The organism is Thermoplasmata archaeon (genome assembly GCA_035622275.1).
GTDB lineage: Archaea > Thermoplasmatota > Thermoplasmata > Lutacidiplasmatales > UBA184 > Lutacidiplasma.
Genome location: DASPVQ010000014.1, coordinates 82,013 through 101,509, shown reverse-complemented (window position 1 = coordinate 101,509; position 19,497 = coordinate 82,013). Strand labels below are relative to the sequence as shown.

Genomic DNA, 19,497 nt, shown 5'->3' with positions numbered 1-19,497 from the left:
AGTGGGCGGCCGAACCCTGATATGGGACTAACCCTACCGCGCCGGCGCGCGGGGATTGCCAAGCTTGGCCAAAGGCGCCAGATTCAGGGTCTGGTCCCGTAGGGGTTCGTGGGTTCAAATCCCTCTCCCCGCATTTCCCCGGGGGGTGCGAGGACTTCCCGGGGTGCCCACGTAGCGTCCATGGCGTGGCGAGTCCGTCGAGGCTCGTCCGAGCCCGAGACTCCCCTGCCTTGAACCTGGGATATCCTACTCTCACGACCGGGCCGGTGGTCGACCTGGAGGTGGGAGAGCGGGCGGGGTACAGCGCAAGGCCGAGCCCTCGAAGGTCCCCGAACTCCTCGGTCGGCTCGGCCCCTTGAAGGAGGACGGCGTGACCTACCAGCGGAGAGTGCGCCGTGAGCGGTCGGAGGCTTCTCATCGACGCTAACATCTTCGTGTCGCCTCGGAACCGGAACAGGACGGGCCACGCCGGGTGTACGCGGCTGCTCGACCTCATCGACGCGGGGAAAGTTCGAGCGATGGTGTCGACCCTCTCCCTCGCCGAGATCCGGGCCGGCTTGACCGCCGCCGAAGCCCGGAACGTCGGGCAGGCGTTCGACGCGATCATCGCCGCCACCGGACAGCGACGAGGCGCCTCTCGCTTGGTCACGCAAGACCGTGATATGGGCCATCGTCCGTCGATCCTACCCACGCGGGCGCCCGCTCGGCTCGGCTAGGCCGAATCCCCGGGTGGTGAGGTGGGTTCCGTTCCCCGAATGCAGCACCCGCGTACGGACGAGGCCCGTGCCGTCCCGACGCGACGGACTCACACGGCGCCGGGTACCTCAGGGGAGGCCACACCGTATCCCTCCCGGACCGAGGCGCCAAGGGTCGTCGGCCCCGGCCCGGGAGGCCACGGAACGGCCCCGAACGGCATCTCAGGGGGAATCGCGCCGGACGAGGCGCACCGCATCCTCGGGGCAGGATACCACGCAGAGACCGCACGCCCGACACTCGGTCGCCCGGGGAGTCCGCGACGTCCGGAGCCCATGGTGGCGGGCTTTGGCGCGTCCGAGGTGTCCGAGCGATCGGTACTCGGCGTCCGTGAGCGTTCCCAGCTCGAACACCGAGTACGGACAGACCTCGACGCAGTCGGACTTGCCCTCGCATCGCCGCAGGTCGACGATGGGACGCCAGGTCCCGGGGGCGGCTCGGCACTCCTCGCCAGGCCGCCGGGGATCCCTCGCGGCCCGGCGCGCCTTGGCCGCGTTGGGCGAGCCCTCGGGAAGCTCGGGGCCGGTCGGGTCGCTCATGTGGAGCCGACCGACCCCGCGCCGTCCCGAGCGAGGCGGGCCGGCCGGCTCATCGGCCCTGACGCCGGAACGCCGTGACGGCGAGCGCGTAGAGCAGGACCCCGACGATCGCGATCGCCAGGAACGCCTGCCCGATCTGCGTCCAGTCGAACCCGGTCAGGATCAGCGAACGCGACGCCGTGGCGACGTAGCTCACCGGGTTGAACCGCGAGAACGTCTGCAGCCACGGCGGAAGCAGCCCCGCCGGTAGCATCGCCGTCGAGAGGAACAGGAGCGGGAACGTCAGTGTGAAGCTGACCGCCATCGTCGACTCGGTGTTCTTCGTGAACAGAGCGACGGAGTTCGACAGGCCCGCGAAGGCGACACCGAAGCCGGCGGTCATTAGGACGATCATCGCGTCCCCCGCGACGCCCGTCGCGAAGGGGATCCTCCAGCCGAAGACGAGCGTGAAGACGAAGGCGATCGCGAGCACGATCGCCGTCTGGGCGGCCATCCGGATCCCGTCCGCGAGCGTCTTGCCGATCAGCACCGAACCTCGCGAGATCGGCGCGACCAGGAACTTGTCCATGAACCCCGTCTCGATGTCGCTCACCATGGAGAACCCGGACTGGGCCGCGCTCTGGATCGCGCTCATGACGGCGATCCCGGGCAGCAGGACCGCGATGTAGTCGTAGGTGGGCGGCGCCTGGCCCGGCAGGTCCGCGGCCCGCTCGAAGACTGTGCCGAAGGTCTGGCTGAACATGCCGAGCCAGACGATCGGCATCATCAGCGTGAAGAACAACAGGAAGGGGTTGCGGCTGAGCTTGCGCAGGCTCCGGTAGGCGACCCACAGGACCTCCGTGAGCCGACCCCCGGCGTAGCCGAGCGCCCCGGTGGCGGGGAGGGACGGAAGCGACCGGCGGTAGGCCGATTCCGCGGAGGTCATCGTCCGTTCCTCCGTCCGGAGCTCCAGTGGGTGCGGGAGGCGGGCCGGACCTCCTCGACCTGCATCTCCCGGCCGGTGTGCTGGAGGAAGACCTGGTCGAGCGTCGGCGGCGATACGGCGACCTCGTTCGCCAGGATCTGCTCGGACTCCAGGCGTCGCAGGACCTCGACGAGCGTCGCGCCCCCGTTGCGGGCCCGCATCGTGACCCCGTGCTCGAACTCGACCGCCCCCTCCACCCCGGGTACGCTCCGGGCGAGGAGGAGCGCGCGGGCCCGGGTCGCTTCGAACTGGGCGTCCTGCGGAAGTCGGATCGTCACGAGGTCCGCGCCGATCGCGGCCTTGAGCTCCCGGGGCGAACCGGTGGCGACGATGCGACCGTGGTCCATGATCGCGATCCGCTCGCAGAGCTGGTCGGCCTCCTCCATGTACTGGGTCGTGAGGAAGATCGTGGTCCGCTCCTCCCGGTGGAGCTTGCGAAGATACTCCCAGACGCCGTTGCGGGTCTGCGGATCCAGCCCGGTCGTCGGCTCATCGAGGAAGAGCAACGGAGGATGATGCACGAGGCCGGAGCCGAGGTCGAGCCGCCGGCGCATCCCGCCCGAATAGGTGTTGGCGGGGCGGTCCGCCGCTTCCGTCAGCTGCAGGACGTCGAGGAGCTCCTCGACCCGGTCGCGGACGACCGTCTTGGGCAGATGGTAGAGGTGGCCGACGAGCCGCAGGTTCTCCCGACCGGTGAGGTCGCCGTCGACCCCGATCGACTGGCCGGCGTAGCCGAGGATCTGCCGAACCTTCGGCGCCTCCCGGACCACGTCGTATCCCCGCACGCGGATTCGGCCCTGCGTCGGCTGGAGCAGGGTGGTGAGGACCTTGATCGTCGTCGTCTTGCCCGAGCCGTTGGGACCCAGGAAGCCGAAGAACTCCCCGGCCCCGACATGGAAGCCGATCCCGTCGACCGCTCGGACACTGGACGCGTCCCTCTTCGTCCCGCCATAGACCTTCACCAGACCCTCGACCTCGATCATCGGCTCGGAGTCGGCGGTATCGGCATGGGCGATCGGGACCGGGGAGGGCAGCGCGGCGGCCATAGTCGTTTACCCCAGAGTCGTTCTCTAATAAATTGTTTTCTAGAGAATCATTTGCGTGCGAAAGGTTCTTGGCGCCCCAGGGACTCTGGGGCCCGTGGAGCCCTCCCCGACGCCTCGAGAAACCCGGATCGAGGAGACGCTGGGCCTCATGCGCGGCGCGCTCGGTCGCGCGCTGGCGGGAGCGGGCGCGGGCCCGACTGGGGAGGGCTTCCCGCTGTTGCAGCATTTCGCGCTGCACTACATCATGCACGATCGTCCGGGCATCACCCAGACCGAGCTCGCCGCCCTGCTGGGCGTCTCGCCGGGCTACGTGACGACGCTCATCGACCGTCTCGAGCAGGAACACCTCGTGCGACGAATCCGGGATCGTAAGGATCGACGCGTGATCCGCCTGTCGGTTACGATCAAGGGCCACCATTTCCATCACACGTTGCACCGACGCTTCCCGGTGACCGCGATCCCGCTGTTCGAGGGGTGGACGGACGAGGAGATCGCCACCTTCCAGACGCTGCTGCGAAAGCTGGCGAACCCGTCGGCAGCGCCCCCCCGCGAGTGATCCCGACCGCCACGTGCGACCGCACGACCGGGTCATGGGTGCGAGCGGAAGCTCGGTCGGCGCGCACGGGGACGCGCCGTTCACGGCCTCCGAACCAGGTGGTCCCTCGGCGGCACGCTGGGCCCCCGTCGCGCGACGGACAACGCATCATCAACGGCGAGCGACACGCCGGGACGGGCGCGAGGACCCGGGTTCACCCGCACGGAGTTTATAGGCCGATCCGGGGTACGCGAGGGGCCGACCAATGACCGACCTGTCGGGTCGAGCGGTTCTGGTGACGGGGGCCAGCTCGGGCATCGGCCGGGCGACGGTCGAACTCCTCTCGTCGAAGGGATGCCCGGTATGGGCGGGCGCTCGTTCGGCCCAAGACCTCGACTCGCTCGGCGCCCTCGCTCATGTCACACCCCTCTCCCTGGACGTCACCCGCCCGGAGGAGGTGGATCGCGCCGTGACCCGGGTGCGAGCCACGGACGGGGGCCTGTTCGGCCTGGTGAACTGTGCCGGGATCGGGAATCTGGGTCCTCTCGCCGAGATGTCGATCGACGAGCTGCACGAGGTGCTGGCCGTCAATCTCGACGGAGCGCATCGCATGATCGCGGCGATGTTCCCGCTCCTTCGCGAATCGAAGGGACGGATCGTGAACATCAGCTCGATCAGCGGGTTCCTGGTCGAGCCGCTCATCGGCCCCTACAACATCAGCAAGCATGCCCTCGAAGCCTACAGCGACGTCCTCCGAGAAGAGGTGGCCGCACTGGGGATTCGTGTGATCACCATCGAGCCGGGCGCATTCCAGACGAGGATCTTCGACAGCGGGCTCCGTCGCCGGGGCGACGAGCTGCGGCGCCGGTGGACCGGCTCCGATTCGGTGTACCGAGATCAAGTGCTGCAGACGCTGACGTACCTGGAACAGCCGAACGTGCGGCACCGATTGGAGTACCCTCTCCCGGTACCGGTAGCTCATGCGGTGACTCACGCGCTCTTCGACGACGAGCCCAAGTCCCGCTACGTCGTCGGGACCGCTGAGGAGCTGAGCGCCGTGGTGGATCGACTCCTGTCGTTGACTCGGGAGTTGAACGAGTCCCACCCGGGCCGTCTGCCCCCGGAGGAGCTCGCCCGAAGATTGCGCGGATCCGACGGGCTACCGTAGTCGCTTCGGATCCGCCTCCCCGCAGCGGGACCTGCTCCGCGGTTCGAGGAACGGACCGGCTCCATCCGAGAGGCCCGCGTGCGTGGGGCTCGGGCGTGCGTGCGCGAGGCAGCATTCCGAGCCGGGAAGGCGAAAAGCGGCCGATGGCGCCCGGCGGTCCGAGCTAGGCGGATCGAGCCGCTTCGCGTGCGCCCTTTTCGAGACGGGTAGCGCCCTCAACGTCGCTCCACTCCCGGTTCGCGCTGGGCGGGTTGGTGGCGAGGCCTGTGGAGCGGAACGAGCGGAGCTTGCCGTCGTGCGCTCTCGCCCGGCCCCGGGGTTCCAACGCGGGGCGGCACCCCCGTCGCGACCCCGGGCCGGCGACGCGCGAGCGCGCCCGGGATCGTGATCACGGGACCGAGAGGAACCGGTCGGCGAGCCCGAGGGACTCCTCGTCCGAGGTCCGGAGCCCGCTGTCCCACATCTGCTCGAAATCGCCGGCACTCAGGGCGGCTCGGCAGGCCGAGACTCCGCGATGGAACTCCGGCTCCTCGTCGGGATCCATCGCGAGGCCGGTGCGTTCGGATTGAGCCTGCGCCACGCCCAGGAGCCGGGTCGCGAGCGCCGCCTCCCCCCGGGCGAGCGCCGCGCGGGCCGACCACGCCATCACGTACGGCATCAGGTAGCGATCCGAGCTCTCGCGGACCAGGCGGAGGCTCTCGCGCAGCAGGGGGATCGCGTCGTCGGAGCTCCCCCGGAGAACTTCGATCGCCGCGAGGTTCAACGTCTCCGCGCGCACCCAGCTCGACCGACCGAGCCGGCGGTTCAGCTCCAGATTCTCCCGGTAGAGTCGCCGCGCCCCGTCGAGGTCCCCGTCGAGCCGTGCCGCCGCCGCGAGCATGTGGAGGGGGGTGGCGGTCGCGGCCTCGCTGCTCCGCTGGCGGGCGAGCTCGAGCGCGTTCTCGCTCCATCGCCGCACCTCCGTCGTGTCGCCGCGACGTAACGCCACCCGGGCGAGGCCCCCGTAGGCCTGGCCGACGAGGCTCCCATCGTCGAGGGAGCGCGCGACGTCGAGCAGCTCCTCGAAGTAGCGCTTCGCTCGCTCCTGATCCAGCGCCCGGAAGGCGAAGGTTCCGGCCGCGTAGAGCGCCGTCGCCCGGACGGCGGTCGGCGCCGCCGCTCCGGGGGCGTCGAGGGCGAGGGACAGCCAGCAACGACCCTCCTCGGCGTAGCCGCGATCGAACTGGAAGGTCCAGATGCGGGCCGCGAGCCGCAGCGCCTCCGCGCTCCGCTGGTGCGAGGCCAGCCAGTCGAACGCCTCCCCCAGACGTTCGTGCTCCTGCTCCAAGCGATCCGCCCACCGATCGCCCTCGGGTCCATCGAGCTTCTCGCCCGCTTCGTCGGCCAGCGACAGATAGCGCAGCGCGCTCGCTTCGTCCATGCCGCCGCGGCCGAGATCGTGCGCGTCTACTTACCGTTCCCAGCCGCGTCGTCGCCCTTCCCGCGGTGATGCGGCCCGAATCCGCGCAGCGGGGCATGGCGTCCGGACTCTCCGCCACCCAGGGTGCCGTCTCCAAGGTCCTGCGCCGGTTGGTGGCCGCCGGCGTGGTGCGCCCCCCGCGATGTCACGTGCGCGGAGAGGCCCGTCCGATGCGTGCCTACTCCCTCGCGTCCTGCGGCGAGGCGCGGCCCCCTCCTTAATCTCCGTCGCGCAGGGAGGCGGATACCACCCTCGGACCTCGGGCTCCCGGCCTCGGGAGAATCGGGCCCACCTTTATCCCGCCGGTCGGAAGTTCCCGCGCCGTGTGTCCGCGTTGGATCTCGGAGCGCCGGACCGTGAAAGTGTTGCTCGAGCCGCACGGGGGGATCGTTTCCCTGACGATGAAGACCCACTCGTACCTGTTCATCGTCTCGCACCGGTTCGTCGGGATGAAGCGGATCCGCACGGCCGACCGCATCGTGGCGCGGGCCGGCTACAGCACGCCGCGCGTGCTCGCCCTGATCGCCGAGGTCTATCCCGACGGTCGATGAGCGGGCGATGGCCATCGCCCCGCCGGAGACCCTAGCGTGGCGGCGCTGGGCCCGGAGATGGCCACCCTAGAGCTCCGACTTCCCGCTCAGCGTCCTGTCCCGCTCCTCTTCGTCCGCGAGGATGGCCGTTTCTACGTCATACCGAGTGCTGGGACCGCGGGCTGGTTCCGGGACGCGCTCGGCGCGGGCGGTGCCATGGTCCAGCTGGGCGACGCGCAAGGGCTGGCCTGTGCGGCCCGGGAGATCGTCGACCCGATCGACTCGGATCGGGTACGCGAGCGTTTCCGCGCGAAGTACGGGGAGACGACGTTCCGTACCCACTTCGCCGAGGCGACACGGCTGCTCGAGCTCGACCCGCACCGGCCGGTGCCGGCGCTCCGGCCCGCGGAGCGACTTCGCGAGGAATTCGACCGGGCCGCGGAGGGTTACGACCGGGCGCTCGCCGAAAAACCGGTCGAGCGGTATCTCAAGGACCGGGCGATCCCAGTGTTCGAACGGATCTTCCGCGGGGCAGATCCGCTCCTCGAGATCGGCCCCGGCACGGGCTACCACACGCTCCCACTGCTCGCAGGGGGCCATCGCCTCATCGTGGTGGACGTCTCGACCGGGATGCTCGGCGAGCTCCATCGGCGCGCGTCCGCCGCCGGGCTCGACGGCCGCCTCGAGCGGCGGACCGGCCGGCTCGGCGAGCTCGACCGGGTCACCGCCGACCTTCCGAACGGCGCCATCGGGGGAGCCTTCTCCGCCTTCGGAGCGTTCAACCTGGAGCCGGAGCTACCGCGCGCGGCCACCGAGCTGGCCCGGCTCGTCCGGCCGGGAGGACGCCTCGCCTTCGTGGCGCTGAATCGGCCGGCCCTCGCGCCCATCGCCTGGGAGATCGCCTCCGGTCGACCCCGGGCCGCCGCATCCCGCCTCACGGAGCGGGTGCCCGGCGGCCGTGGCCATTACCCGCTCGAGCTCACCGTCCGGACCGCGGCGGCGTGGGACCGGCTGCTGCGCGTCGGGTTCCGCCGCGTGGGCACGCAGGCGATCTCGGCTATCGCCCCGCCGTTCGATCCGGACTGGGTGGGCCGCCTGCTGCCCACGCCAATGGGGCGACAGCGCGCTCGCCGGTGGGACGCACGGATCGCGAGCGCGCCCATGGGTCCGCTGCTCGCGGAGTGGGTACTCCTCGATTACGAGCGGCGGCCCGACCGGGGAACGGCTCAGGACCGGCATGGCCACTGACGAGAGCGCGGGCGTTCCTGCCACCGTAGCCCCGGGAACGGAGGCCCCTGCTCCCTCGCCGCCGACGCTCGGACGCGTTGGCCTGCCGGCCCGGGCCGTGACGCTGCTGCTCGGGGGCCTTCTCCTGCGGGAGGCGTTCTCCTTCTGGACCGGCCACCCGTTCGACCTGGAGGTCTGGATCCGCACCGGCGCGGCGGCCGCGCGCGGGGTCGACCCGTACTCCTCGTTCTGGCCCGCCGTCCCCGGCGTCAGCTTCGCGTACCTCACCCAGCCGATCACCGCGGCCGCCTACCTGCCCTTCTGGCCGGCGCTCCTCGGGGAGCTGTACCGGCTCTGGGAGGTGGTCGGGAGCGGCGATCGGTTCGTGCTCTACTTCCTCCTCAAGCAGCCGCCGATCCTGGCGGACGTCGCGACGGCCTTGCTGCTCGGGCGGCTCGTGATGCGCTGGACCCAGGACTCCGCGCGGACGGTCCAGATCGTCGGCTTCTGGTCGTTCTTCCCGTACTCGATCATCATCACCGCGATCTGGGGCCAGTTCGACTCCATCGAGGTCGTGGTCGTCCTCGCGCTCCTGTTCGCCGATTCCTCGCTCCAACGCAACGTCCTCTACGGCATCGGCATCTTCGTGAAGTGGTTGACGGCGATCTTCCTACCGCTCGAGATCCTCCGGGAGCGGGGCGCGCGTCGCCTGCTGTTCGTCGTCGCGCTCGCGCTGCCCGCGGCGCTGACGCTCGCGGTGTTCGCGGCGGAGGGCTGGGCGTTCACGGGCCTCCTCGCGACCGGCACCTCCCAGACGCACGGCGGGGGCCTCGGCATGAACTACGCCTCCCTGCTCGATCTCCCGGCCGTCCAGACCGTCCTATTCCGGGTGCCGGGATTCTACACGGTCGCGGCGTACCTCTGGGTACCCGGCATCATCGTCGCCGGCTACGTGGGCGCCGCCGGGCTCCGCCCGTCCACGCCCCGCGGGGAGCTGCGCGCGATGCTGCTCGTCGTCACGACGTTCCTGCTGCTGCGCTGGGGCGTCTACGAACAGTACATGCTCTACCTGTTCTCGCTCCTCGTCCTCGACGTCGTCGTCTTCCATCCGGGCCGGCGCGCCTACTTCCGGTTCACCTACGCGCTCGCCCTCGTCTGGCTCCTCGTCAACAACGACCTCGGGATCCGCTTCGTGAGCCCGCTCAGCACGGCCGTCCAGCCGTATACCGCCGCCCTCGACCAGAACGACACCTGGGGACTGTTCCGCTCGTATGCGCTGATCGGGCTCGCCGTGATCGTCACCGTCACCCTCGCCCAGCTCCTCTGGGCGATCGCGAAGGACCAGGAACGACCGATCCCCTGGTGCCTGGACGGCCTCGTGCGCGTCGGGCGCTGGGTGCGCCGGGGAACGACCGCATGAATCGTCCTACCCCGACGTCGCCCGGCGGGGGGCCGCGCGTCCTGGAGCTCACGCAGCGCTTCCCTCCCGCGCTCGGCGGCGTCGAGCGCCACGTCGAGCAGCTCGCCCGCGAGCTCGCCGCCGCCGGCGCCCGCGTGGAGGTCGTGACCACGGACCTGATGCGCGATCGCCCGTTCGCGCGCGGCGCCTTCGGCCCGTCCGACGCGTCCGTGACGGTCCGACGCCACCGGGCCGTCCGATGGGTGCCCGTGCGGCACGGCCTCGGCATCGCCGCGCCGGGGATGCTCGTCGACGCGCTGCGCGCCCCGACGGACGTGCTCCACGCGCATGCCTTCGGCTACTTCCCGACCTGGGCCGGGCGCGTCGCCCACGACCTGCGCGGCGTCCCGCTCGTGATCACCCCGCACTCGGACCCGGGCACCGGCACCGGGGCCTCCCTCCTTTACGCGCGCGCGGTCCGTCGGGCGACGCTGCGTCGGGCCGATCGGATCGTCGCGCTCACGCACGTGGAGGCCGACGCGCTCGCCCGCGACGGGGTCGACGAGCGTCGCATCCGGGTGATCCCGAACGGCGTCGACCTCGACGAGTTCTCCGCCCGCGCGCCGCGTCCGGCCGGCCCGGAGGATCCGATCGTACTGTTCGTCGGTCGCCTCTATCCGGAGCAGAAGGGGATCGAGACGCTCGTCGAGGCGTTCGCATCGCTCGCCCGGACCCGCGCGGCCCGGCTGCGCCTCGTCGGCGAGGACTGGGGTGGGCTCGCCGCGGCCGAGCGGATCGCCCGAGAGCGCGGGATCGCCGGCCGGCTGACGGCCACGGGGCCGGTGCCGCGGGCCGCCCTCCTCGGCGAGTACGCACGCGCGGACCTCCTCGTGCTGCCGTCGCGCTTCGAACCGTTCGGGATCGTCCTGCTCGAGGCGATGGCGGCTGGCCTTCCGGTCGTCGCGAGCCGGGTCGGCGGGATCCCCGAGGTCGTGGCGGACGGGCGCACCGGGCTCCTCGTGCCGCCCGGCGAACCGGGCCCGCTCGCCGAAGCGATCGGCTCCCTGCTGGACGATCCTATCCGCGCCTCCCGGCTCGGAGCGGCCGGCCGGGCGCGCGCCGCGAGCTTCGCCTGGCCCCGACTCGCCCCGCAGTACCTCGCCCTGTTCCGAGAGCTCGCACCCGGAACGGCCGTCTCGGCGCCCGCCTAGCGTTCGAGCGGCGTCTTCGTCGACGGTGCGGCCGGCGCGAACCCGCCCGCCGCCCGCACAGGCTCGTACGCCTGTCGGAGGGCTTCGAAACGCTGCGACACGTACGCAAATCCCCGCGGAGCCGTCCGCGTCGCGAAGCGGGCCTCCCGTCGGCCGTGCCGTTCCAGCCGCCGGTTCCGCCGGAGGCCGGCGATCTGGAGGTACGCGGCGAGGAGAGGGAACAGGGCGAGGTTCAGCGCGCGGACCGGCAACGGCACGGGCGGGCCGGGGGCGCGAGCGTCGTCGCCCCGGCGGAGGGCGTAGAGCCGGGGCAGCTCGCCCGCCATCCACGGTGCGCGTCCGAGCAGCCCTCGATAGTAGGACTCGCCGCGCAGGATCCGGGCCGTGAGCGCCTCGCGGGCGAAGAGCAGGCCCTGGTCCCGGGCGAACTCCCGCTCCACCGCGCGCTCGTCGAGCGCGTAGTTGAGGCAGATCGGCGGACCGTGAGCGCGTTCGAGGCGGGCGGGCCCGAACCGCAGCTCGAGGTAGGCGTAGGCGAGGCAGGCCCACAGCGCCCCGGCGCGCGCCACGAAGAAGAAGTCGATATCGTCGCCCGCCTCCGGCTCGCCGTAGGCGGTCGAGCCGGTGACCCCCACGCACCGCAACCACGGGCCGAGGCCGGCAAGGTCCCGGGCCAGCACCCGCTCGGCCCTCGCCTGGAACGCCACTCCGCGGGCCCGGCGCTCCCCGCGCGCCTCCGGCGTCGCTCCGGCGGCGATGACGAGGTCTCCGCGCACATCGCCGAGCGCGGGCCGCCGGGCGACGTACTCCGCGACGCCGGCGACCGTCGAAGGTCCCTCGTCGGGCAGGAGCGTGAGGAGCTGGTCCAGCCCGACCCCCGTGCGGAACCGGCCCGCGACCTCGACGAGCGAGGCCACGCGCCGATCCAGTTCGGTCGCTCCGGACCGCCGATCCGGCGCGGCCCGCGCCTCGATGGGTCCGCCGCCGGCCCGCTCCGTCGAATCCTCGCTCGAGATCCGCCGCCATCGGATGTGGTCCCGGCGCGGAGGCAACAGGTCCCATCCGGCCAACCCGGCGGCGGCGAGCTCACCGGCCCCGAGCGCGGCGAGCGACGGGAGGCCGGCGCGCTCGGCGCGGCGCGCGCGAAGAAGGACACGGACGGCGGAAGCGGGCGAGCCGAGCGCGTACCGGGAGAGGCTCGTGGGGGCGATGCCGAGCACGTCGGCGACCTGGCGATGACCGAAGCGCACCCGCCGTCGCTGCTGGAGATGGTCGCGCCACCGAGAGGGGATCGTGATCGCGACCCGGGCCCCGGGCGCGTAGAGGCGGGCGCCCCCCTGCCGGGCGAGCCACGCCCCGAGGTACGAGCCGTCGTTGATGATGCCGTCCGGAAGCTCGGGAGCGGGCCGCAGGCTCAGGAGCAACAGTTCGTCGGAGAGGTGAGCACCGCCGCCTTCGGACCGCAGGAGGAGGTGGAACTGGTGATGGACCTCCCACATCAGGCGGAGCGTCCCGGCCCAGCGGCCGCGCATCCCGGGCGGGACACACGGTCGGCCCATGACCGCGTACGGCGCCGGCACCCCGCCGGCGGTGCGGAGCAGTTCGCCGACCGCGTCCGGTTCGGCGCGCGCGTCGCCGTTGAGGAGGACGAGGCTCTCGCCGTCGGCACGGCCGAGGATCGCTCGGATCGCGTGGGCCTTCCCGAGACGCTCGGGTTCCTCCACGACGCGCACCCGAGGATCGTCGTCGGCGATGGCGCGGGCCCGCTCGACGGTGCGATCGGTGCACCCGCTCGCGACGACCCAGATCGTGCTCCAGCGCGCCGTCGACGGGAGCTCTTGGTCCAGCAGGGAGCGGATCGCGCCGGCCACGTGCCGCTCCTCGTTGTGCGCGACGACACCGCCGGTCAGGACGCCCGATTCGCGGAGCACCGACCGAGGAGCCCACTGGGCCATTAAGAATCCGAGCCGCCGTTCCCGGCGTTGGGAATCACGTCGCCCGCCGCCGGCGCGCCCACGATCTCCTCGGAGTTTGTGAACCGGCCGCGTAAAGCCGATCCCCGGCCTCGTCGCGGGCGGGGCCGATGGTCCGGATCCTGAGCGACGAGGACGTTCGGGACCTCGTCGACATCCCGGCGATCGTCGGGGCGCTCGAGCGGGGGTATCGCGCGGACGCCCGGGGCGAAGTGGTCCCGCTGCCCCGCCGCCGGACCGAGGCGGGCGGGGCTATGATGGCCCTCCTCGGGGCCGCCCTCCCGGGCGAGGACCTGCTCGGCTTCCGTTCGTACCAGTATCGCTCCGACGGCTTCGACCGGGGCCACCAGATCGTGGCGCTCTACCGGCTCTCGACCCTCGAGCTGCGGGCGGTCTTCCTCGGCCGGCTCGTCGGGAACCTGCGCACCGGCGCCACGATCGCGGCGGCGATCCACCTCGTCGAACCCCGGACGCAGGAGCTCGGCATCCTCGGAACGGGGTACCAGGCGCGCAACGCGCTCGCCTGCCTTGCCGCGACCCTTCCCCTGCGACGCACGCTCGCCTGGAGCCCGGCGCCCGCCCACCGCGAGGAGCTCCGGGACTGGGCCCAGCGCACCCTCGACCTGCGCGTCGAGCTCGCCGCCAGTGCCGAGGAGCTCGCGGAACGGGTCCCGACGATCGTCCTCGCCACCTCCGCGGAGGCACCCGTGCTGCGCGCCGCGAGCCTCCCGGGCCCGCGCCTGTTCGTCAGCCTCAGTGCCTACCGTCGGCCGGAACTCGACGACGCCCTGCTCGACGCCCCGCGGGAGGTGTGGACCGATAGCGTCGTACAGGCGAGCGGCCCGGGTACCCGGTTCGAGGGCGCGGCCCGGCGCACCCGCCTCCGACCGCTGGGCGCCGCGGTGCTCGACGGGAGCGCCCGGGACGCGCGGGACCACCGCCTGATCGTGAACACCGGAGCGGCGTGGGAGGAGCTGATCTGCGCGGACGCGCTGCTCGCGCGTGCCGCCGACCTCGGGCGCGGGGTGGACCGGGCGCTGCCGAGCGCGCCCGATCGTCCTACGCTCTTCTGAGGCGCGCCGCGCCGGCCACCGACTAAATACCCTCACGCGCTGGCGCGCCGCGATGGCCCGACGCGCGTCGCCGCGCCGCCTCCGCCGGGGCCCGGCGAGGTCCCGGCCCACCGCGAAGCCTTCGCCCCGCCCGCTCGAACGCGTCGTGCGCGTCCAGCTCGGCGAAGAGCCGCACGCGCACATCGTCTGCCGCAACTGCGGCCGGATCCAGGGGATCGAGCTGACCGAGCTCGACCGGCACGTCCTGACCGAGCTCGCCGCGCGGCACCCGGACGGCTGGAGCGTCGACGGGATCGCCTTCTCCGCGACCGGCGCCTGCCGGCGCTGCCGGGAGGGACCCGCGGCGCTCGGCTAGCCCTCGCCGTCACCGCCCTTTCGATGAGCGGTTTCTTCGTCGCCCCCCGGATCGCCTGGGGAACCGGGGCGATCGAGCAACTGAGCGGGCTCGGCGCGCGCCGCGCGCTCCTCCTCGTCGACCGATCGCTCGCCTCCGCGAGCGGACCCCGGCGCATCGCCGAGGAGCTCGCGAAGTCCGATGCCACGATCGAGACCGTCACGGACGTGGGGGAGCCCGAGACGCTCGCCGGAGTGCGAATCCTGGCCGAGCGGATCCGCCAGCAGGCGCCGGACTGGGTCGTCGCGGTCGGAGGGGGGCGCACGATCGATGGCGCCAAGGCCGCCCGGCTCGCCGCCGAGCGGCCCGACGCCGACCTCGCGAGCTTCACGCCGATGGCCGACGTGACCGAGCCCCCGCGGATCCGACTCGCGGCGATCCCCTCCACGAGCGGCAGCGGTGCGGAGGCGAGCTGGGCGGCCGACCTGTTCGCCGATGACGGCAGTCCGATCGAGCTCGCGCACCGCGCGCTCGTCCCCGACTGGGCCCTCATCGACCCGGCGCTGGCGCGGGGCCTCCCGGTCGACGAGCGGGTCGACGGCGGGTTCGAGACGCTCGCGCTCGCCGCCGAGGCCTACGTGTCGGCCTGGTCGAACCCGTTCTCGGACGCGCTCGCCGGGGCCGCCGCGGCCACGGTCGTCGAGCGGCTCCCGCACGCCGTGCGATGGAGCGACGACCCCGACGCGCTCGAAGCCCTGCACTTCGCCGCCACCCTGGGCGGTCTCGCCGCGTCCAACGCCCAGCGCGGGCTCGCGCACGCGCTCGCGCGCGCCCTCGTGCGCCCGACCGGCCTACGCTACGGCCGTCTCCTCGGGATCGCGCTTCCCTACGTCCTCGACTTCGACCAACCCGGCGCCCGGGACCGGCTCGAACGACTCGCCGACCGGGTGCGCGCGCACGACGACCGCACCGAGACGACGCTCGCCGAGCGCGCGCGACGCCTCGCCGACCAGGTTCGCCTGCCGCTGACCGTCCGGGAGGCGGGCGGCGACCTGGAGCGAGCCCGCGCGAGCCTCGAGCGCGTCGTCGCCGAGACGCGCCGCGCCCCGGCCTCCCTCGGCAATCCCCGCGTGCCCACCGCCGCGGAGGTCGCCGACCTCGCGCGCGCGATCCTCGGGGAGGGTCCCGGGTGACGGCCGAGCCGCCTACGCCGCCACGTGCTCGGCGGAGGGGTGGCCGCGCTCGTCGGTCGCCGCGGGGGACTCGACCGCCCGGTTGATCGCGATCTCCGCGAGATCGCTCGCGTAGAACGCGCTGCGCTCGAGGCTCTCGAGCACGTAGGCGAGGCCGACCGCGAGCCGGCCGCGCTTGCTCGTGAGCTCGTGCAGCACGTGGTCGCGCTCCCGCGTCATCCGTTTCGCGGCGTCGATGACGGCGTTGGCCTTCGCGATGTCCCGCGAGTCGAGGCTGTCGAGCGCGTCCGCGAGCGCGCTGGCGGCGGCGCTCGCCATGCGGTCGAGCTCGCTCAACAGGCGGTCCGGGGTGCGCTCCTTGCCCAGGATCGTCACGGTCTCGGCGATGCGGACCGCGTGGTCGGCGATCCGCTCGAGGACGCGCGAGGCGAGCAGGTACGTCGAGCACTCCGGCAGCGTGAGGTCGAGCGTCGCGAGGATCCGGGCGTCCCGGAGCGCGCTCGTCACCTGCTTCTGGAGGAACCAGTGGAGGCGGTCGACCTCCCAGTCGCGTTCGATGACGTCCCGGGCGATCGAGGGGTCGCGCGCGCGGAACGCGGCCATCGCGTCCGTCTGCATCGCGCGCACCATCTGGTGCATCCGTCGGATCACCGACGGGATCGGGAGCGGGTTCTGGCCGACCACGTCCTGCAGGATCACCGATTCGGCAGTCTCCTCCAGGATCTCGGGGCCGATCATGCGCTGGGCGAAATTGCGGATCACCTCGCGCGTGCGCGGGCTCATCCGCGCCGGTGTCCGGATCTCGAGCAGCGGGTAGCCGGCGATGTACTCCGCGATCAGGCGACGGAACAAGTGCTCGATCTCGAGATCGTTCGAGATCTCGACGATCCGGCGCTCGGCGTCGCCCGGCGCGCCGGAGTCGGCGAACACCGTGAGCGAGCCGTCGGCCCGCGGGGTGAAGAACAGCGTGTCGCCGGCGTTGAGGCCGCGGTTGACGACCCAGTTCTTCGGCAGCGAGATGATGAACGTCGAGCCGCCGGTCTTCTGGATGCGCCGCCCGTGGAAGCCGCCGGTGCTCCGCATGCGGATGGGAGGGCGGAGTTCTCCCTTTCTATATAGCCACCACGTTCCTCCATTGTTCGCGTCGCGCCGGTGCCGCGCTCGCCGGCGCTTCGAGAGGACTACCGTAAAGAGCGGCGCCGCTCGTGACCGCGGTTCGGGATGGCGGGGGCTCCGGCGCGTCGGTTCCTCTTCGAGGGCAGACCGCGGGAGGCCCGACCGGACGAGACGCTGCTCGCTGCGATCGCTCGCGGAGGGCTCCCGACGCTCCAGCGCTCGATCCGCTACCATCGGCCACGGGCGCCGATCTGCGGGATCGGCCAGTGCACCGGCTGCCTCGTGCGGGTGAACGGGCGCCCGAACGTCCGCGCCTGCCGTTACCAGCCGCAGGAGGGCGATCGGGTCGTCACGGAGAACGCGTGGCCCTCGGCGCGCTTCGACGTCCTCGGCGCCCTCGACTTCGTGTTCCCGTCGGGCGTTGACACGCTGCGCGGATTCCGTCGTCCGGCGTGGGCGACCGGACTCTACCAGCGCGTGGTTCGACGCCTCGCGGGCTACGGGGCGGCGCCCGCGCCCGCACCGGCCGGGACGCCGGCCCCGGCCGTTCGACGGACCGCGGAGGTCGTCGTGATCGGTGGCGGGGCGAGCGGCGCGGCGGCGGCCGCGCGTCTGGTCACCTCGGGGCGCTCCGTGCTCGTCGTCGATCGCTCGCTCGCGCCGCCGTCGATCCCCGGCGCCGATCTCCTCGATCGCACCACCGTCACGTTCCTCCCGCCGCGCCGGTCGCCGGACGAGCCGTTCGTCCTGCTCGGCTTCGACGAACTGGGCCGTGGCATCGAGGTGCGCGCCCGCGTGGCGATCGTCGCGACGGGCGCCTACGACGGGATGCTCCTCTTTGGAGGGAACGACCGCCCCGGGGTGCTGACGGCGGACGGCGCCCTCGCACTGACCCGACCGGGCGGGGAGCCGCCGTTCCGGCGCGGCATCGTCCTCGGCGGCGGGGCGCGCGCCGAGGAGGTGCTCGCCGAGCTCGGCCACCGCGTCGACGCGGTCGTGGCGCCCGGGGCCATCCATCCGGAGCTCGTGCGCCGCGCCTCGGAGCTCGAGATCCCGCTCTACCCGCGGACGCTGGTGCGATCGGCGAGCGGCCGGGGCCGCGTGCGACGGCTGCGGCTGCAGGCGCGGGGCGGGGGGGCCGAGTTCTCGCTCGCCTGCGACGCCGTGATACTCGCGCACCGTCGCCTGCCGACTCCGCAGCTGTTCTTCCAGGCGGGCGCCCGCATGGAGTGGCGGTCGGGCACGGGCGCCTACTACCCGCTCACCGATCCGGCCGGCGAGACCTCGGTGCCCGGCCTCTTCGCGGTCGGCGAGACAACCGGCGCGCTGGCGGGTGATGCGGCCGCGAGCGGGGGGATCGCGGCCGACGCGATCCTCGGCCGCCGCGAGGGCGTCCTGTCGAGGTCGACCGGGGTCGCACGGGAGGGGCCGCACGAGCTGGAGGGCTACTACCGCGAGCTGCTGCGGGGCCCGCGGCCCGGCCGTTGGGTGGCCTGCCCCTGTGAGGACGTGCTGCTCGAGGAGATCGAGTCGGCGCATCGACTCGGCTACCGGGGCATCGAGGTGATCAAGCGCTACTCGGGCGTCGGCACCGGGCTCTGCCAGGGGCGCTACTGCCTTCCCGACGCCCTACTCGTGCTCTCGCTCCTGGAAGGCCGCGCTCCGCCCGAGGTCGGGTACATCACCCAGCGCCCGCCGCTCGCGCCGACGCCGCTCGGCGCGTTCGCGTCGCTCGACGGGACGGCGCCGACGGGGGACATGTGAGCGCCCCCGCGCGCGCGAACTACCGCGCGGTGATCGTGGGCGCCGGCGTCGTCGGGCTTTACACGGCCTACCACCTCGCGCGCGCTGGTGCGGGCCCGATCCTCGTTCTCGATCGGGGGTTCCTCTCGGGCGGCGCGTCGGGCCGCAACGGCGGCGGCGTGCGCCAGCAGTGGGAGACGCGAGCCACCGTGCGGCTCGCGCGCGAATCGGTCGCGGCCTACCGGGACTTCGGCCGGACGTTCGGCTACAACATCTGGTTCCGGCAGACCGGCTACCTGTTCCTCGCCGAGAACGACTCCGAGCTCGCCCGCCTGCGCTCGGTCCACGACCTCGTCGCGGACGAGGGCCTGCCCTCCGAGGTGCTCGGCCCGGACCGGGTCGCCGCGCTGCTCCCGGGGATCGCCCCGGGCGCGGTCGTCGGTGGGACCTACCTTCGCAGCGACGGTGTGCTCTACCCCTTTCCCGCCATCTGGGGGCTGTACGAGGCCGTGCGCTCCCTCGGCGTCGAGGTCGCCCTCGGCGCCGAGCTCGGGTCCGTGGAGACTCGCGACGGCCGGGTCGTCGCGGCGCGCACGTCGGCCGGCCGCATCGAGACCCCCGCGGTCGTGAACGCCGCCGGCGGGTGGTCCGCCGACGTGAGCCGCCGTGCGGGGCTCGACAGCCCGAACGTCGCGACCCGACACGAGATCCTGGCGACCGAGGCCCTCAAGCCGTTCCTCGATCCGATGGTCGTCCGAGCGTCGGACGGCCTCTACTTCAGCCAGACGATGCGCGGCGAGATCGTCGGCGGCCTCACCGTCCCCCATCCCCCCGGCACGCAGGCCGGTATGCCGAGCACGCCCGCGTTCCTCGCGCGGATGTCCCACGCCCTCGTCGCGCTGCTCCCCCGGCTCGCCCCGGTCGGCGTGCTCCGCGCCTGGTCCGGCTTCTACGACGACACGCCGGACGGATTCCCCGTGATCGGCGAGGACCCCCGTCTGCGAGGCTTCGTGCACGCGAACGGCTTCGGCGGCCACGGCTTCATGCTCGCGCCGGCCGCGACCCGGCGCGTCGCGCGTGCGGTCGTCGGGGACGCCGTGGACCTCGATCCGGCCCAGTTCGCGCCCGGTCGGTTCCGCGTCCCCGGGCCCTCGGGCTCGAAGGAACGGTTGCAGCTCGGATGAGGCCGGTCCTCGGTTCGCCGGCACCGTCTTGAACCCGCGCAACGCTCGCC

At 72.7% G+C, this 19,497-nt stretch carries 17 protein-coding genes and 1 tRNA gene; 12 read left to right on the top strand and 6 right to left on the bottom strand.

All coding sequences use genetic code 11. The features are described from left to right. Positions 1-48 precede the first annotated feature (48 nt). Positions 49-133, top strand: a tRNA-Leu gene (locus VEL82_04145). 784 nt (positions 134-917) lie between these two features. Here the strand turns inward: VEL82_04145 and VEL82_04140 are convergent. From VEL82_04140 to VEL82_04130, 3 genes are read right to left on the bottom strand one after another with little or no spacing between them, the layout of a single operon-like run. After that, the gene (locus VEL82_04140; protein ID HXW67051.1) at positions 918-1,292 is read right to left on the bottom strand and encodes a ferredoxin family protein; all 375 of its coding nucleotides are present in this window, start codon (positions 1,290-1,292) and stop codon (positions 918-920) included. A gap of 49 nt (positions 1,293-1,341) precedes the next feature. Beyond that, positions 1,342-2,217 (bottom strand): ABC transporter permease, encoded by an 876-nt coding sequence (locus VEL82_04135; protein ID HXW67050.1) that lies wholly within the window; start codon positions 2,215-2,217, stop codon positions 1,342-1,344. After that, complete coding sequence (locus tag VEL82_04130) at positions 2,214-3,302, bottom strand: ATP-binding cassette domain-containing protein (protein HXW67049.1); 1,089 nt, start codon at positions 3,300-3,302, stop codon at positions 2,214-2,216. Before VEL82_04130 ends, VEL82_04135 begins: the two co-directional genes overlap by 4 nt. 94 nt (positions 3,303-3,396) lie before the next feature. On the opposite strand from VEL82_04130, the gene VEL82_04125 reads away from it, so the two are divergent. Beyond that, entirely contained in the window at positions 3,397-3,858 is a 462-nt protein-coding gene (locus VEL82_04125) for a MarR family transcriptional regulator (protein ID HXW67048.1), read from the top strand. A gap of 244 nt (positions 3,859-4,102) precedes the next feature. After that, entirely contained in the window at positions 4,103-5,005 is a 903-nt protein-coding gene (locus VEL82_04120) for an SDR family oxidoreductase (protein ID HXW67047.1), read from the top strand. A gap of 388 nt (positions 5,006-5,393) precedes the next feature. Here the strand turns inward: VEL82_04120 and VEL82_04115 are convergent, their stop codons facing one another. Then, positions 5,394-6,425, bottom strand: a complete 1,032-nt coding sequence (locus VEL82_04115; protein ID HXW67046.1) for a tetratricopeptide repeat protein — start codon at positions 6,423-6,425, stop codon at positions 5,394-5,396. A 362-nt stretch (positions 6,426-6,787) separates the two neighbouring features. Here VEL82_04115 and VEL82_04110 point away from each other — a divergent pair, with 362 nt between their 5' ends. The 4 genes from VEL82_04110 to VEL82_04095 are packed head-to-tail and all read left to right on the top strand — an operon-like array spanning position 6,788 to position 10,831. After that, complete coding sequence (locus VEL82_04110; GenBank protein HXW67045.1) at positions 6,788-7,015, top strand: hypothetical protein; 228 nt, start codon at positions 6,788-6,790, stop codon at positions 7,013-7,015. 36 nt (positions 7,016-7,051) lie between these two features. Beyond that, positions 7,052-8,242 (top strand): class I SAM-dependent methyltransferase, encoded by a 1,191-nt coding sequence (locus VEL82_04105; GenBank protein HXW67044.1) that lies wholly within the window; start codon positions 7,052-7,054, stop codon positions 8,240-8,242. Next, the gene (locus VEL82_04100) at positions 8,232-9,641 is read left to right on the top strand and encodes a hypothetical protein (protein HXW67043.1); all 1,410 of its coding nucleotides are present in this window, start codon (positions 8,232-8,234) and stop codon (positions 9,639-9,641) included. The genes VEL82_04105 and VEL82_04100 overlap by 11 nt, the downstream gene beginning before the upstream one ends. Continuing rightward, positions 9,638-10,831, top strand: coding sequence for a glycosyltransferase family 4 protein (locus VEL82_04095; GenBank protein HXW67042.1), 1,194 nt, complete (start codon positions 9,638-9,640; stop codon positions 10,829-10,831). Before VEL82_04100 ends, VEL82_04095 begins: the two co-directional genes overlap by 4 nt. Here the strand turns inward: VEL82_04095 and VEL82_04090 are convergent. Further along, complete coding sequence (locus VEL82_04090; protein ID HXW67041.1) at positions 10,828-12,762, bottom strand: glycosyltransferase; 1,935 nt, start codon at positions 12,760-12,762, stop codon at positions 10,828-10,830. The two genes, VEL82_04095 and VEL82_04090, sit on opposite strands and share 4 nt — an antisense overlap. Positions 12,763-12,914: 152 nt before the next feature. On the opposite strand from VEL82_04090, the gene VEL82_04085 reads away from it, so the two are divergent. Genes VEL82_04085 through VEL82_04075 form a run of 3 tightly spaced genes read left to right on the top strand, consistent with a single transcriptional unit; the run spans position 12,915 to position 15,404 of the window. Next, a complete protein-coding gene (locus tag VEL82_04085) occupies positions 12,915-13,877 on the top strand; it encodes a hypothetical protein (GenBank protein ID HXW67040.1) in 963 nt (320 codons plus the stop codon). Between the two features lie 52 nt (positions 13,878-13,929). Continuing rightward, entirely contained in the window at positions 13,930-14,232 is a 303-nt protein-coding gene (locus VEL82_04080) for a hypothetical protein (GenBank protein HXW67039.1), read from the top strand. Between the two features lie 23 nt (positions 14,233-14,255). Then, the gene (locus VEL82_04075; protein HXW67038.1) at positions 14,256-15,404 is read left to right on the top strand and encodes an iron-containing alcohol dehydrogenase; all 1,149 of its coding nucleotides are present in this window, start codon (positions 14,256-14,258) and stop codon (positions 15,402-15,404) included. A gap of 12 nt (positions 15,405-15,416) precedes the next feature. On the opposite strand, the gene VEL82_04070 is transcribed toward VEL82_04075, so the two are convergent. Then, positions 15,417-16,487: a phosphate uptake regulator PhoU gene (locus VEL82_04070; protein HXW67037.1), complete on the bottom strand. Its 1,071-nt coding sequence runs from the start codon at positions 16,485-16,487 to the stop codon at positions 15,417-15,419. 138 nt (positions 16,488-16,625) lie between these two features. On the opposite strand from VEL82_04070, the gene VEL82_04065 reads away from it, so the two are divergent. Further along, the gene (locus VEL82_04065; GenBank protein HXW67036.1) at positions 16,626-18,284 is read left to right on the top strand and encodes a 2Fe-2S iron-sulfur cluster-binding protein; all 1,659 of its coding nucleotides are present in this window, start codon (positions 16,626-16,628) and stop codon (positions 18,282-18,284) included. After that, positions 18,281-19,447, top strand: coding sequence for an FAD-binding oxidoreductase (locus VEL82_04060; protein ID HXW67035.1), 1,167 nt, complete (start codon positions 18,281-18,283; stop codon positions 19,445-19,447). The genes VEL82_04065 and VEL82_04060 overlap by 4 nt, the downstream gene beginning before the upstream one ends. The last annotated feature ends 50 nt before the right edge of the window (positions 19,448-19,497 follow it).